The sequence below is a fragment of the Streptomyces agglomeratus genome (assembly GCF_001746415.1).
Taxonomy (GTDB): Bacteria; Actinomycetota; Actinomycetes; order Streptomycetales; family Streptomycetaceae; genus Streptomyces; species Streptomyces agglomeratus.
In genome coordinates, this window is the sequence record NZ_MEHJ01000001.1 from 4,456,475 (window position 1) to 4,468,870 (window position 12,396).

The 12,396-nt window shown below is 68.9% G+C and carries 15 protein-coding genes; 6 read left to right on the forward strand and 9 right to left on the reverse strand.

The genetic code is table 11. From position 1 onward, the window contains the following. Window positions 1-66 precede the first annotated feature (66 nt). Together AS594_RS19445 and AS594_RS19450 are read left to right on the forward strand one after the other, a co-directional pair. Window positions 67-504, forward strand: coding sequence for a MarR family winged helix-turn-helix transcriptional regulator (locus AS594_RS19445; RefSeq protein WP_069932509.1), 438 nt, complete (start codon window positions 67-69; stop codon window positions 502-504). Between the two features lie 31 nt (window positions 505-535). Next, on the forward strand, window positions 536-1,951 hold the full coding sequence (locus AS594_RS19450; RefSeq protein WP_069928243.1) for an MFS transporter: 1,416 nt from the start codon (window positions 536-538) through the stop codon (window positions 1,949-1,951). A gap of 81 nt (window positions 1,952-2,032) precedes the next feature. Here the strand turns inward: AS594_RS19450 and AS594_RS19455 are convergent, their stop codons facing one another. Together AS594_RS19455 and AS594_RS19460 are read right to left on the reverse strand one after the other, a co-directional pair. Continuing rightward, complete coding sequence (locus tag AS594_RS19455; protein ID WP_069928244.1) at window positions 2,033-2,404, reverse strand: hypothetical protein; 372 nt, start codon at window positions 2,402-2,404, stop codon at window positions 2,033-2,035. Continuing rightward, a complete protein-coding gene (locus AS594_RS19460) occupies window positions 2,401-2,640 on the reverse strand; it encodes a hypothetical protein (RefSeq protein ID WP_079144513.1) in 240 nt (79 codons plus the stop codon). The genes AS594_RS19455 and AS594_RS19460 overlap by 4 nt, the downstream gene beginning before the upstream one ends. A 121-nt stretch (window positions 2,641-2,761) precedes the next feature. Between AS594_RS19460 and thpR the strand changes: the two genes are divergently transcribed. Beyond that, window positions 2,762-3,331 (forward strand): RNA 2',3'-cyclic phosphodiesterase, encoded by a 570-nt coding sequence (gene thpR, locus AS594_RS19465; RefSeq protein ID WP_079148158.1) that lies wholly within the window; start codon window positions 2,762-2,764, stop codon window positions 3,329-3,331. A gap of 195 nt (window positions 3,332-3,526) precedes the next feature. On the opposite strand, the gene AS594_RS19470 is transcribed toward thpR, so the two are convergent. Then, on the reverse strand, window positions 3,527-4,525 hold the full coding sequence (locus AS594_RS19470; RefSeq protein WP_069928245.1) for an aldo/keto reductase: 999 nt from the start codon (window positions 4,523-4,525) through the stop codon (window positions 3,527-3,529). A 366-nt stretch (window positions 4,526-4,891) separates the two neighbouring features. Here AS594_RS19470 and AS594_RS19475 point away from each other — a divergent pair, with 366 nt between their 5' ends. After that, on the forward strand, window positions 4,892-5,653 hold the full coding sequence (locus tag AS594_RS19475) for a class I SAM-dependent methyltransferase (protein WP_069928246.1): 762 nt from the start codon (window positions 4,892-4,894) through the stop codon (window positions 5,651-5,653). A 69-nt stretch (window positions 5,654-5,722) separates the two neighbouring features. Here AS594_RS19475 and AS594_RS19480 read toward each other — a convergent pair whose 3' ends face one another. The 3 genes from AS594_RS19480 to AS594_RS19490 form a co-directional block, all read right to left on the reverse strand. Further along, window positions 5,723-6,127 carry a peptidase inhibitor family I36 protein gene (locus AS594_RS19480; RefSeq protein WP_069928247.1) on the reverse strand — a complete coding sequence of 135 codons (405 nt, stop codon included), beginning with the start codon at window positions 6,125-6,127 and terminating at the stop codon, window positions 5,723-5,725. A gap of 129 nt (window positions 6,128-6,256) precedes the next feature. Beyond that, entirely contained in the window at window positions 6,257-6,448 is a 192-nt protein-coding gene (locus AS594_RS19485; protein ID WP_069928248.1) for a DUF397 domain-containing protein, read from the reverse strand. Then, window positions 6,445-7,257 (reverse strand): helix-turn-helix domain-containing protein, encoded by an 813-nt coding sequence (locus AS594_RS19490; RefSeq protein ID WP_240509051.1) that lies wholly within the window; start codon window positions 7,255-7,257, stop codon window positions 6,445-6,447. The genes AS594_RS19485 and AS594_RS19490 overlap by 4 nt, the downstream gene beginning before the upstream one ends. Window positions 7,258-7,340: 83 nt before the next feature. Here AS594_RS19490 and AS594_RS19495 point away from each other — a divergent pair, with 83 nt between their 5' ends. Continuing rightward, window positions 7,341-7,748, forward strand: coding sequence for a hypothetical protein (locus AS594_RS19495; RefSeq protein WP_069928250.1), 408 nt, complete (start codon window positions 7,341-7,343; stop codon window positions 7,746-7,748). A 97-nt stretch (window positions 7,749-7,845) separates the two neighbouring features. After that, window positions 7,846-8,769, forward strand: coding sequence for a hypothetical protein (locus tag AS594_RS19500; protein ID WP_069928251.1), 924 nt, complete (start codon window positions 7,846-7,848; stop codon window positions 8,767-8,769). 29 nt (window positions 8,770-8,798) lie between these two features. On the opposite strand, the gene AS594_RS19505 is transcribed toward AS594_RS19500, so the two are convergent. The 3 genes from AS594_RS19505 to AS594_RS19515 all read right to left on the reverse strand — a co-directional run bounded on the left by AS594_RS19505 (window position 8,799) and on the right by AS594_RS19515 (window position 12,316). Next, on the reverse strand, window positions 8,799-10,001 hold the full coding sequence (locus tag AS594_RS19505; protein ID WP_069932508.1) for an IS110 family RNA-guided transposase: 1,203 nt from the start codon (window positions 9,999-10,001) through the stop codon (window positions 8,799-8,801). 366 nt (window positions 10,002-10,367) lie between these two features. After that, the gene (locus AS594_RS19510) at window positions 10,368-11,486 is read right to left on the reverse strand and encodes an IS4 family transposase (RefSeq protein WP_240509052.1); all 1,119 of its coding nucleotides are present in this window, start codon (window positions 11,484-11,486) and stop codon (window positions 10,368-10,370) included. 233 nt (window positions 11,487-11,719) lie between these two features. After that, entirely contained in the window at window positions 11,720-12,316 is a 597-nt protein-coding gene (locus AS594_RS19515; protein ID WP_069928253.1) for a dihydrofolate reductase family protein, read from the reverse strand. Between the last annotated feature and the right edge of the window lie 80 nt (window positions 12,317-12,396).

The following is a 12,396-nucleotide window of genomic DNA, read 5'->3' on the forward strand; positions in this document are numbered from 1 at the left end:
GGTGATGTGGCGAGGGAGTCCGGATACGACTGGTCTTTAGTGTGGGTAATGAGTTAGGCTAAGTACATGCCTGACCTGTCGCACGCCGGCAACGCTGCCGCTGTGAACTCCCTGCGCTCGGCCGTCATGCGGCTGGGCCGGCGCCTGAAGCATCAGCGCGTCGACGAATCGCTGAGTCCCACCGAGATGTCGGTACTCGGCACCCTCGCCCGCTGCGGCTCGGCCACCCCCGGTGAGCTGGCCCGCAAGGAGCATGTGCAGCCGCCCTCGATGACCCGCATCGTGGCGCTGCTCGAAGCCAAGGGACTGGTCAGGCTGGAGCCGCATCCCGACGACCGCCGGCAGAAGGTGGTCAGCCAGACCGAGACCGCCGAGGCGATGCTCGAAGAGAGCCGCCGCAAGCGGAACGCCTGGCTGGCCGGCCTCTGTGAGGGTCTGGACGAGGACGAATGGGCGAAGCTGCGCGCTGCCGCCCCCGTTCTGGAGAAGCTCGCCCACCTCTGACCCCGCGCGCCGCCAAGGAGGCGAACCCACTTTGAGTACGGGATCCGGAGCAGACTCCGCCCCCGCACCGAACATCCACCACGAGACCAGCACCACCAGACAGCACACGCAACACAAGGAACACGCGGAACACCAGCGGACGGGCATGTTCTCGTCCCTGAAGATCCGCAACTACCGGCTCTTCGCGACCGGCGCCGTCGTGTCCAACACCGGGACATGGATGGCACGCATCACCCAGGACTGGCTGGTGCTCGACCTCACCGGGTCGGCGGCGGCCGTCGGTATCACCACGGCCCTCCAGTTCCTGCCGATGCTGCTCTTCGGCCTGTACGGCGGTGTCATCGCCGACCGGTACCCGAAGCGAACCCTCCTGCTCTTCAGCCAGGCCGCCCTCGGCCTGTGCGGCGTGGCGCTCGCCGCGCTCACGCTCTCCGGCCACATCCAGGTCTGGCACGTCTACCTGATCGCGTTCCTGCTCGGCATGGTCACGGTCGTCGACAACCCGGCCCGGCAGTCCTTCGTCTCCGAGATGGTCGGCCCCGGCCAGCTGCGCAACGCGGTCAGCCTCAACTCGGCGAACTTCCAGTCGGCCCGCCTGATCGGCCCCGCCGTCGCGGGTGTGCTGATCACGACGGTCGGCAGCGGCTGGGCGTTCATGCTCAACGGCCTGTCCTTCCTCGCGCCGCTCGCGGGTCTGCTGCTGATGCGCCAGAGCGAGATGCACAAGGCCGAACGCGTCGCGCGCGGCAAGGGCCAGCTCCGGGAGGGCCTGCGTTACGTCTCCGGCCGCCCCGAGCTGATCTGGCCGATCGTCCTCGTCGGCTTCGTCGGCACCTTCGGCTTCAACTTCCCGATCTGGCTGAGCGCCTTCGCCGACGGTGTCTTCCACGGCGGAGCCGGGCTGTACTCCTTCTTCAACATCCTGATGGCGGCCGGTTCGCTGGCCGGCGCGCTGCTCTCCGCCCGCCGCCGCTCCTCGCGGCTGCGGATGCTGGTGGCCGCGGCGATGGCCTTCGGCCTGCTCCAGATCACGGCGTCGTTCTCGCCGTCCATGTGGCTGTTCGCGATGCTGCTGGTGCCGATCGGCATGCTCGGCCTGACGGTCAACATCACCGCCAACACGAGCGTCCAGATGGCGACGGACCCGGCGATGAGGGGCCGCGTGATGAGCCTCTACATGATGGTCTTCGCCGGTGGTACGCCGGTGGGCGCGCCCCTGCTCGGCTGGGTGACCGACACCTACGGCGCGCGCGTGGGCTTCGCGACGGGCGGCGTCATATCGCTCCTGGCGGGCGTGGGAGTGGCGCTCGTACTGGCACGCCTCGGGGGCCTGCGCCTGAAGCTGGACCTGCGCCGGGGGCACCAGCACGTGGCGTTCGTGCCCAAGGCCCCGCTCCGGCGGCAGGACGACGGCGTACGCGCGAAGGAACTCACGACGGTGGCGTGACAGGGGAGTGAGACCCCTGACCTCGCACCATGTGGCCCCGGACACGTGCCGTGTCCGGGGCCACACCTCTGTGCGGGGCGGTTATCGCTGAGCCCAGCGGTGCAGGTGCTCACTCAGGGCCCTGACGCCGGCGGCACCCGGCGCGATGGAAGCCAGTACCTTCCGCAGTTCGTCGGGAGGCGGCTGGAGCCGCAGGCCGTTTGCCTTCATGAACGCGCGGGCTGAGGCGAAGGCGAAGGCTTTGTTGCTGCGCTCCAAGGGGGCGAGCAGGGCGAGCGTCTGCATGAGCGCGGCCGCTTTGAGCGGAACCGAGCCGTACACCTCGTGGTTGCAGGCCCTGGCCTGCGTGCGGGCCGACCCGGCGATCAGTACACCGAGGTCGTCCGCCTGAGGGTCGCCGGGGACTTGTTCCGCAGTCCACAACAGCTGGCTCAGGTCGAGGTGATGGGTCATGCGGCATCGGCTTGCGTACGAGGCGGGGCGTCGTCTGCGAGATCCGCCTCGGCGAGCACGTCACCGTACAACTCGAATGTCTCCAGCACCGCCTCTTTGTACCGCTCAGTGAACTCGTCCCGCTGGAGCGTCGTGACGACGTACTCCTGAACCGTCATGTCGCGGGCGGCGGCTCGCTCCTTGATCGATTCAAGGGAGTCGCTGTCTATGCGCACGCTGAGCATCCTGGTGGCCATGCCGCCATGCTTGCACGGTGTCTGCGCAGGTGAAAGTGGAAGTGCACATTCGGGTGGGCGGTGACCGGGCGGCGACCGCAGTCGATCACCAGGAGTCGCGTCCGTGCCGGAAACTGGTCGTATGAGACTCTTCGCCGCCGTGCTGCCACCCGCAGAGGCCATCGACGAACTCGCCGCCGCAGTCGACCGGCTGCGCACCCTGCCCGGCAACGAAGGGCTGCGCTGGACGGGGCACGACGGCTGGCACTTCACGCTCGCCTTCCTCGGCGAGGTGGACGAGGAACTCCTCCCCGCCGTCGAGGAGCGCTTCGGCCGCGCCGCCGCCCGCCAGGCCCCCTTCTCGCTGCGCCTCCACGGCGGCGGCCACTTCGGCCGGCGCGCGCTGTGGGCCGGGGCGGCAGGCGGCCTGGACGCGATGCGGCTGCTCGCCGACCGCGCGGACGCGGCGGCGCGGCGGGCCGGGGTGGCGATGGATGAGCACCGGGCGTACAAGGCGCACCTCACGCTGGCCCGGAGCCGCACCGGCTCCGACACCGACCTGAGGCCGTACGTCGACGCGCTCGCCGGCTTCGAGGGCACGGCCTGGACGGTGAGTGAGCTTGCTCTCGTACGCAGCAACCCGCCCACCGCCGGGGTTCCGGGCGCACAGCCCCGCTACGAGCCCCTGCGGATCTGGCCGCTGGGCCACTGAGGCGGGGCGGCGGCGAGGAGGCGCGCCGGGGGCGGTTACGCTCGATGGGTGGACCCGAAAAGCAGAAACCGGATCATGGCCGGTGTACTCGTTCTGATGTTCGTCGTCGTCGCCGTGGCGGCCGCGGTCGGCGGCTGACCGGACGGCCGGGGCCGCCACGGCGCGTGACGCGTGCGAGGCAGGCGTCGGCCGCGTCTACCAGGCGAAGGACTCGGGAGACGGTCCCGGCCCCGGGAAGATCTCGTCCAGCGACGTCAGCACCTCCTCCGAAAGCTCCAGCTCCACCGCGCGCAGCGCCGACTCCAACTGCTCCGCCGTGCGCGGCCCGACGATCGGGCCGGTGACCCCCGGCCGCGTCAGCAGCCAGGCCAGCGCCGCCTCACCGGGCGCGAGCCCGTGCTTCTCCAGCAGGTCCTCGTACGCCTGCACCTGCGCGCGCACCGTCGTGTTCGCGAGCGCGTCCGCGGACCGCCCGGACGCAGAGCGTGCCGCCCCGCCCTCGCGCTCCTTGCGCAGTACGCCGCCGAGCAGACCGCCGTGCAGCGGCGACCACGGAATGACCCCGAGCCCGTACTCCCGGGCCGCCGGGATCACCTCCATCTCGGCGCTCCGTTCGGCGAGGTTGTAGAGGCACTGCTCGCTGACCAGGCCGTACGATCCGAGCCGCCGCGCGGTCTCGTTGGCGCGGGCGATGTGCCAGCCGGCGAAGTTCGACGACCCGGCGTACAGGATCTTGCCCTGCTGTACGAGTACGTCGACGGCCTGCCAGATCTCCTCGAACGGCGTGTGCCGGTCGACGTGGTGGAACTGGTAGATGTCGATGTAGTCGGTCCTCAGCCGCCGGAGGCTCGCCTCGACGGACCGGCGGATGTTGAGGGCGGAGAGGCGGTCGTGGTTGGGCCAGGGCGGTGTGTCGTCGAGCGACATGTTGGCGTACACCTTGGTGGCGAGGACGGTCTTGTCCCGCCGCTCGCCGCCCTTCGCGAACCAGGAGCCGATGATCTCCTCGGTCCGTCCCTTGTTGGCGCCCCATCCATAGGCGTTGGCGGTGTCGAAGTAGTTGACGCCGGCCCCGAGAGCGGCGTCCATGATGCTGTGGCTGTCGGCCTCGCTCGTCTGGGGCCCGAAGTTCATCGTGCCGAGGACGAGGCGGCTTACCTTGAGTCCCGTGCGTCCGAGTTGCGTGTACTTCATGGTCCCCAACCCAACGCCTTCGAGCGCGCTCGAAGCAAGAGGGCGTGCGCGGGAGGGGAGCGGGGCGCGGGGCCGATCCCGGGGCCGACCTTGGGCTCGTGAGAAGCGCGAGAAGCACGAGAAGCACGAGAAGTCGTGAGACGCCGCGAGAAACTCCCTTCGGAGTGGCGGGGATTGGCCCCTGGGCGGCCTTCGGCGGGGGCCGGAGCGGTGGGACGACGAAGGGCGCGGGTGAGGCCCTCGGCGTACTGCGGACAGCCCGTCAGGCGACGGGCTGCGCGGTTCGCCGACTCCTCTCACACCTGCCCTGACCTGGGCTTATGGGCTTCCCGGACCTAAAATTTCCCCATCGGGAAAGGGGACCGGATGGACCGGAACATACGCACGGTCGACGATGTGCTGAAGCTTCTGGACGGCCTGTTCGCGCCGGACGCCGACCGCTGGACTGTCGACGCGGCCGACTGGTGGGACGGCTTCTACGCGGACCGGGACAAGCCCGTGCCGTTCTTCGTGGCGAAGCCGGACGAGAACCTGGTCTCGTACGCCGAGCGCGGCCTGATCACGCCGGGCCGCGCCCTGGACCTGGGCTGCGGGCCGGGCCGCAACGCCCTGCGTCTCGCCTCGCTGGGCTGGCAGGTCGACGCCGTCGACCTGTCGCCGCAAGCAATCGCGTGGGCGGAGGAACGGGCGCGGGAGACGGGGGCGGAGGTCCGGTTCCGGTGCGGCGACGCGTTCGCCATGTCGGCGGCGGACGTGGCCGAACGGGGTGGTCCGTACGATCTCATCTACGATTCCGGCTGCTTCCACCACCTGCCGCCGCACCGCCGCGTCAGTTACCTGGCGCTGCTGGAACGGGCGCTGGCGCCGGGCGGTCACTTCGCGCTGACGTGCTTCGCTGCGGGGGAGGCGGGGATGGGCTCCGAGGTCCCGGACGCGGATTTCTACCGGGCGTCCCGGCTCCACGGCGGCCTCGCGTACACGCCGGAGTCGCTGCGGTGGATCTTCGCAGACGGTGGCGGCCTGGCGGAGGTCGAACTGCGCCGCATGTACGACGAACCCGCCGAGTCACCGTCGTTCGGCGAACCCTTCCTCTGGACGGCGCTGTTCCGCCGGGGAGCGGAGGCGTAGACGTGACTGCCCCGCCGGATTCCGGCGGGGCAGCGGTACGCGGTGCGCGGTGGCGTCAGGTTCGGTCGGTCAGCCGCACGCGCCGTTGATCCAGCGGTGCGACTTGAGCATGTACGTGCCGGTCAGGTTGCCGCGCTGGCCCTGAGGCGTGCAGCCCATGCGGGTGTTGTAGTCGCGCCAGCGGTAGTACGCGACACCTGAGGCGGAGCTGGTGCCCCGGTTCCACACCGACTTCACGTTCGTGGTCTGCGACCAGGAACAGCGGATGGAGCCTTGCGTCCAGTCCTCGTCGGCGACACTCCAGGAACACTTCGAACCGGTGCCGTTCGCCCCGGTGTAGAAGCAGACGTTGCCGCTGGCGCACGCCCCCCACGCCTGCTCGCCGGCCGGTGCGGCGGCTGCCACGGGTACGGCCACGGTGGTGAGGAGGGCGGCTGTGCCGAGGCCGGCCAGCGCCGTACGGATTTTGGGCATGATGAAGTACTTCCTCTCCCTTGAGAGACTTCCCCCGCCGCCCGGGTCAGTGGGCGACGCGCCCACGCTAAGAATGCGGCCACGGAAGTCCAAGGGCACCAATCGGCCAGAAGCCGGACGTGCCTCCGCCTAGCGGTTGTTGCCGCTGCGGTACGTGGCTACGAAGGCGGACCAGGTGGTGGGGGAGACGGCGAGTGCGGGGCGGGTGGTGTCTTTGGAGTCGCGGATGTGGATGGCGTGGTGGGAGGTGGCTACCTCGACGCAGTCGCCGCCCTGGCTGCCGCTGTAGCTGCTCTTGAACCAGTTCAGGTCGGTGCTCATAGTGCGTCTGCCACCTGTTCGATCAACTTCGCGGACTCTTCGGGGCTGAGAGCCTGAGCTCGCAGAATGCCATACTTTCCGAACAGGTCTCCTAGGGCGGGCTGTTCGCTCACGAAGTAACCTCCGCTCTGTCCTTCGACATAGCCGAGCTGACGGCGTTCCGCCGTTTCCAGGAGAATCATGGGGCCGTCGAGTCCCGCGTGAGCTTCGCGGTCCGCAGGCATCACTTGGATGTCCACGTTGCGCTGTCGCGTCGTATCAAGCAAGTGGTGCAGCTGCTGTTTGAGGACTTCGCGGCCGCCCACTGGGCGAGTCAGGGCGATCAGTTCCAAGACGAAGCTGATGACGGGTGCAGGCTTGCGCTGAAGAAGGTTCTGGCGCTCCAGCCGTGTTGTCACACGGCCCTCAACCTCCTCGTCGTCCAACGGCGGATAGTGGCAGTTGAAGACGGCGCGAGCGTAGTCCTCGGTCTGGAGAAGGCCAGGCACGACGTGGTTTTCGTAGGAATGGCGAGCCACCGCCCTTGCTTCTTCATCAGCGAGTGCCGCAAACCAGGACGGCAAGTGGTTGACCTTGAGTTCTCTCGCCGCTGCCAAAAGTGCACCTTGTGCACCCAGCGTCTCGTCCGCGTTGGGAGCAAACGTGGCCTTCGGCGGGCGCTCTCCCCTTTCCACCATGGCTACCTGAGACTTGGAAAAGCCGATGCGGCGGCTCAGCGCCTCCTGGGAGATGCCTGCGCGCTCCCGGTAGAAGCGCAGCAACGAGCCGAACATCTTCGCGTTGCCGGAGCCACGTTCACTGGTGTGCACAAAGTCCTCCCCGGGTGCACAGACCTGCACAGTCGTCCTGTGGTGCTGGTCACAGTCAACCTTCGCGCGTCATCGTCTGTTTCATGAACAGAGAAACTGCGCCCTCATGGGTGCCCGCCTCCGGGCATGCCCTGCGACATGCCGGTATTCACTTCGACGCGGTCCGGATCGAGGGGATTCTGGGGGAGCAGGCGGCGTACGAGCTGCTTCAGTTCACGGACTTCCAGGCCGGTCCGATCGTCCGCGAGGACACCGGCGCGCGGAGCGTCTACTTCCTGTTGCCACCGCAAACCGCCGCCGCGTACCGGTGGCCGGCGGGTGCTCGTGCGCTGAGCCGTGACGCGGGGTGTGCGGCGTACGTCGGCGTACCGGCGTTGGAGGGGGCGACCCTGCCGCTGCGGTGGCAGTCGCGGCCGACGGCGGAAGTGCCGTACGTGGACGGCGGGTTGCTGCACGAAATGGTGGGGAGAGCGGTCCGTGCTGTACGGTAACCGCGTCATCACGCTCCGTACATGCGGAGCGGTCCCCGGCAGTGCTTGCGACACCGGCCGAGGACCTACACGCCGACTGGATCAGAGGTCCAACGGAATGCTCCGGCACTCTATCGCGCCCTCGCGCGACTATCTGAAGGCCCCGCACGCGATCGTGCGGCATTCGCGCCTCAACAACGACGCCAAGATGCTCCTGCTGTACGTCCTCGGGCTGCCCGAGAGCAGGTGCGGCAAGCCCCTGGGTGAGCACGCCGCCCGGCTGGGCATCAAGCCGCGGGCGTACCAGAAGGCCAAGGCGCTGCTGGTCGAGTGCGGGTTTCTGCTGGAGAGGAAGTGGCAGAACGAGCGCGGGCGCTGGGTGACCGAGCAGACGGTGACGAACGATGCGGCCGGGTTACCGAGTACGCACTTCCCGGCGGTCGGTGATTCGACCGATCGGGTGGCCGGAGACTCTCCTACGGAGGAGGAAGAACAGGGGAAGAACGCTTCCCACCCCCCACCCGAAGACGAACCGCTCGCCGCTCTCGGTGGCGTGCTCGCCGAGGCGGAACGGGTGTTGCTGTCGCTGCGTAACGTCAACCTTGGGCTGCACCTGGGTGTACGCGAGGCCAGAAGCCTGGTGGAGATGGCGGGCGAGTGGCTGCGGCGCGGGGTGTCGCCCGCGGAGTTGCGACGGGTGCTGAGCACGGGACTGCCGGTGAGTGGCGTCAGGTCGGTGGTGGGCTTCCTGCGGCACCGGCTGGTGCGGAAGATGCCGGAGATGCCGCCGGTCGGCCGCCCGCGCGAAACGGCGCCGCCGCCGGACAGTGTCCGGGGCGCGCTGGTGCTGTGCGCGGGGCCGGGCGACGACCACATGTTCCGGCCGAGGCCCGGCGAGACGGAGTGCGGAGAGTGCCGGAGGGCGGCGGCTGCCGAGGGGGCGGTCCCGGACCTCCGGGGGGCGTTGGGGACCGGAACGTTGGGGACCGTACACACGCCTTGGAGGGAACGTGTGCCGACGGGTGGGGCCGGTTCGGCGTGAAGCGGGGCGGGGTGCCTCTATGTCTTTCGTCAAGCGAGGCTGGGGGTTCGGTGTTCGCAGAAGGTGCCGTCGCGGAGCATGGCGAACAGCACGCTGATGCGGTGGCGGGCGAGGCGGAGGAGGGCTTGTGTGTGGGTCTTTCCGCGGGCCCGGCACTTGTCGTAGTAGGTGCGGGAGGCGGGGTCGTGGAGGGCGGCGAACGCGGACAGGAACATGGCTCTCTTGAGTTGGCGGTTGCCGCCGCGGGGTGCATGTTCGCTGTGGATCGAGGTGCCCGACGACTTCGTGGTCGGGGCGAGGCCGGCGTAGGAGGCAAGGTGGGCGGCGGTGGGGAAGCTGGTGCCGTCGCCGACGGTGACGAGCAAGGTGGCGGCGGTCCTGATCGCGATCCCCGGCATCGAGGTCAGGACCTGGGAAAGAGGGTGCTCCTCCAGCAGGGCTTCGATTTGGGCTTCCAGGGCCCGGCGTTGCTCGTGGACGGCTCCGAGCGAGCGGGCCAGCGACGGGACGACGATGTCGAGGGTGCCCGTGCCCGGCACGACCACGGTCTGCTCGTCGAGCGCGTCGAAGACCTCGTCGATCAGCCGCTGAGCCATGCGCGGGGCCTTGGGCCGGATAACTTCGACGAGCCTGCGTCGGCCGGCTTTCCGCAGGGCCTGCGGGGATCCGTAGCGTTCCAGCAGCCAGGTCACTGCGGGGTGGTCCAGGCGCGGCCCGAGCACGCGTTCCAGCGAGGGGTGGAACTGGGTGAGGAGGCCGCGTATCCGGTTGGAGGTGCGGGTGGCCTCGGCCGCCAGGTCCTGGTCGAAGCCGGTCAGCACGGTCAGCTCGGCGGTGATCTCGTCGGTCAGCTCCAGCGAGCGCAGGGTGTGCGGCATGGTGCGGGCGGCGTCCGCGATCACCGCGGCATCCTTCGCGTCGGTCTTCGCCTCGCCCGGGTAGAGATCGGCGATCCGCCGCATCGCCAGTCCGGGCAGATAGGCGACCTTGCAGCCCGCGTCCCGGGCGACCGTCAGCGGCAGGGCGCCGATCGAGGCGGGCTGGTCCACGATCAGTAGGACTGTGCCGAACTTCGCGGTCAGCTTGTCGAAGACGGCCCGGAGCTTGGGCTCGCTGTTGGGCAGCGGCTTGTCGAAGACCTTCTTGCCGGCAGGGGTCAGTCCGTGGCCGTGGTGGGCCGTCTTGCCGACGTCCAGAGCGAAGAACACGTCGACGTCGCTGATGTCGTACAAGCCATCCTCCCGAACGGGGTTGGTGCGGTGCTGGCCACGGTGTTGGCGCCGTATTCGCGCATCCACGTTATGCAGACCTGCCACCCGCGAGATGCCGGGCGTTGCGCCAGGCGGGGCGGTAGTCGGACCTCTCATCAGCGTCTCCATCGGCACCCCTCGGGCCCGGTGGCACCACCCCCCAGGTCATGCCTTCCAATGCCGTTGCTTTAGTGGTCGTGCCACCGGTTGTTCAAGGCCACGGCGATCGGTGGACGTGGGCTGCTGGAGGGTTCGCCAGGTGCTTTGCTGGCGTAGCCGGTGATGCAGGAACGGATCTTGCGAGGGCAGTCACGGGATCTACGGCGGGGCAGCAGACTGCAACCGATCTCAAAGAGTCCGAGGCGTCGGTCCCGCTTGCGAGCTGAGGGGGGAAAAGCCGCTCGGTGAGATCACCGAGCGGCGGACGACGTGCAGGGCCCGGGTGAACGAGGTCCGCTCGGCGATGCTGCGGTGCAAGCGGGCGGCCTCGTCCAGCAGATCCCGGGTGGCATGGTGCACGATCAAGTGCGCGTAGATCTCTTGCCGCACGCCGTCCGGTGTCTGCGATCTGAGGACCGGCCGGCCGCGTTGATGGGTCTTGATCTCGTCGAAGACGAGCTCGATCTCCCAGCGCCGGGCGTAGAGGACGGCGAGTTCTTCGGCGGGGTACTTCTCGTGATCGGTCAGGCTTGTGATGAGCCGGACGATGTCGGCCTGCCCGTCGACGCGGTACTCGATCACCCGGACCAACGCCGGCGGCGCCTTGACGGTTCCGGCCGCCTTGCTGTGCTTGTTCGCCTCGATCCGAGCGAGGTAGCTACCGTCGGGCAGGACGTCCTGGACCCGGCGGGCCTTTCGCCGCTCGATTCGCCACAGCAGTTGCGTGCCCTGGTCCCGGAGCCGGTGCCAACGGGCCAGACCCCACAGTCCTCGGTCAGCCAATAACAGCGTGCCGGTCCCGACATGGGCGTCCAAGGCGTCGGAGACGATGCGCTCGGAATCCTTGAACCCGCCGATCGCGGCGTCCAGGACGGCGTGAGAGGAACACTCGGCCACCGCGACCACTCTGGCCTGCGGATAGCCCATGGGGCTGCGCTGGGATCCGGACTTGCCGAAGGCGTCGTTGTTGCCCGCAGAGTCGGGCACGGCCAGCAGCATCCCGTCCAGGGCCAGCACCCGCAGTCCTCGGAACAGCTCGGCGTCCGTGCCCAGCGGACGGGCCACCGACCGGAACAGCTCCCGCATCACCGGCCAACCGAGCCGCTGCCGGGCCCTGGTCAGCGACGACTTGTTCACCCCGGGCCAGGACCGCAGCCCCTTGTCGCCGGTCTTCACCAGCCGGAGGACCTCTAGGTAGTCGGCCTGCGGGAACAAGCACATAGCCAGCACGAAGTACACCGTGAACCGGGCGGACAACAGACGCCGACGCTTCTCCGCACGGCCCGCCTCACCCACCACCTGGTCCACCAACTCAAGCGGACACGACCGGGTCAGGACCCCTAACCCCAGTTGCTCCAGTCGCGATATCAACACACCGCTTCAACCGCCCGGACCCCGCAAAAGCAACGGCATTGTCATGCCTTCGACAGGGGGAAACAGCCCGGAGTAACCCTTCACCTGGCGGGTTACCCCCCACATCCGGTCGGTCGCCGGTGTATCGCTTTCGGTCGTCGGGGGAGCGTTGTCAGCCGCTGCCCGGTTCAGCCCTTGGCGACCGGCCGGTAGGTGCACACGTGAACGCCGGTGGGGCTGGTGACCGTGGAGGCCAGCTCCAGGGTGTGCAGGCCACCGTCGTCGGGGAAGATCGATTTGCCGCCTCCGAGGAGCACCGGCATGACCATGAGGCGGAGCTCGTCGACCAGGCCCTCGCTCAGGAGGGTGCGTACGAGCGTGGGGCTTCCCATGACCACTACGTCGCCGCCCTCGCGCTCGCGCAGCTCGCGGATGCGGGCGACCGCCTCACCGCCGGGGATGCGGGTGGTGTTGTTCCAGGTCAGCTTGTCGTCGCTGAGCGTCTCGGAAACGACGTACTTCGGGAGGGCGTTCATGCGGTCGGCGAACGGGTCGCCCGCCCGCTCGGGCCACGCCGAGGCCATCGTCTGCCACGTGCGGCGGCCGAACAGCAGCGCCTCGGCGTTGGACATCGCGTCGTCGAACGCGCCGCCGACCACCTCCGGGTCGAAGAACGGGTGCGACCAGCCGCCGTGGGCGAAGCCGCCGTCCGTGTCCTCCTCGGGGCCGCCCGGCGCCTGTACGACGCCGTCCAGGCTGATGAACTCGCTGATGACGATGCGCATGGGAATCGTTCCTCTTCCTCGTTCCGGTGTACGCCAGTAGAGACGGTCGCCACCGTCCAGAATCATCGCTCTCCACGCGA

Excerpts from the sequence above, each read along its gene's own strand:
- AS594_RS19455 (WP_069928244.1), bottom strand. The coding sequence starts at position 2,404 with ATGACCCATCACCTCGACCTGAGCCAGCTGTTGTGGACTGCGGAACAA.
- AS594_RS19475 (WP_069928246.1), top strand. The coding sequence starts at position 4,892 with ATGGACCGGAACATACGCACGGTCGACGATGTGCTGAAGCTTCTGGAC.
- AS594_RS19445 (WP_069932509.1), top strand. The coding sequence starts at position 67 with ATGCCTGACCTGTCGCACGCCGGCAACGCTGCCGCTGTGAACTCCCTG.
- AS594_RS19495 (WP_069928250.1), top strand. The coding sequence starts at position 7,341 with ATGAACAGAGAAACTGCGCCCTCATGGGTGCCCGCCTCCGGGCATGCC.
- AS594_RS19480 (WP_069928247.1), bottom strand. The coding sequence starts at position 6,127 with ATGCCCAAAATCCGTACGGCGCTGGCCGGCCTCGGCACAGCCGCCCTC.
- AS594_RS19470 (WP_069928245.1), bottom strand. The coding sequence starts at position 4,525 with ATGAAGTACACGCAACTCGGACGCACGGGACTCAAGGTAAGCCGCCTC.
- AS594_RS19500 (WP_069928251.1), top strand. The coding sequence starts at position 7,846 with ATGCTCCGGCACTCTATCGCGCCCTCGCGCGACTATCTGAAGGCCCCG.
- AS594_RS19515 (WP_069928253.1), bottom strand. The coding sequence starts at position 12,316 with ATGCGCATCGTCATCAGCGAGTTCATCAGCCTGGACGGCGTCGTACAG.
- AS594_RS19460 (WP_079144513.1), bottom strand. The coding sequence starts at position 2,640 with ATGGCCACCAGGATGCTCAGCGTGCGCATAGACAGCGACTCCCTTGAA.
- thpR (WP_079148158.1), top strand. The coding sequence starts at position 2,762 with ATGAGACTCTTCGCCGCCGTGCTGCCACCCGCAGAGGCCATCGACGAA.
- AS594_RS19485 (WP_069928248.1), bottom strand. The coding sequence starts at position 6,448 with ATGAGCACCGACCTGAACTGGTTCAAGAGCAGCTACAGCGGCAGCCAG.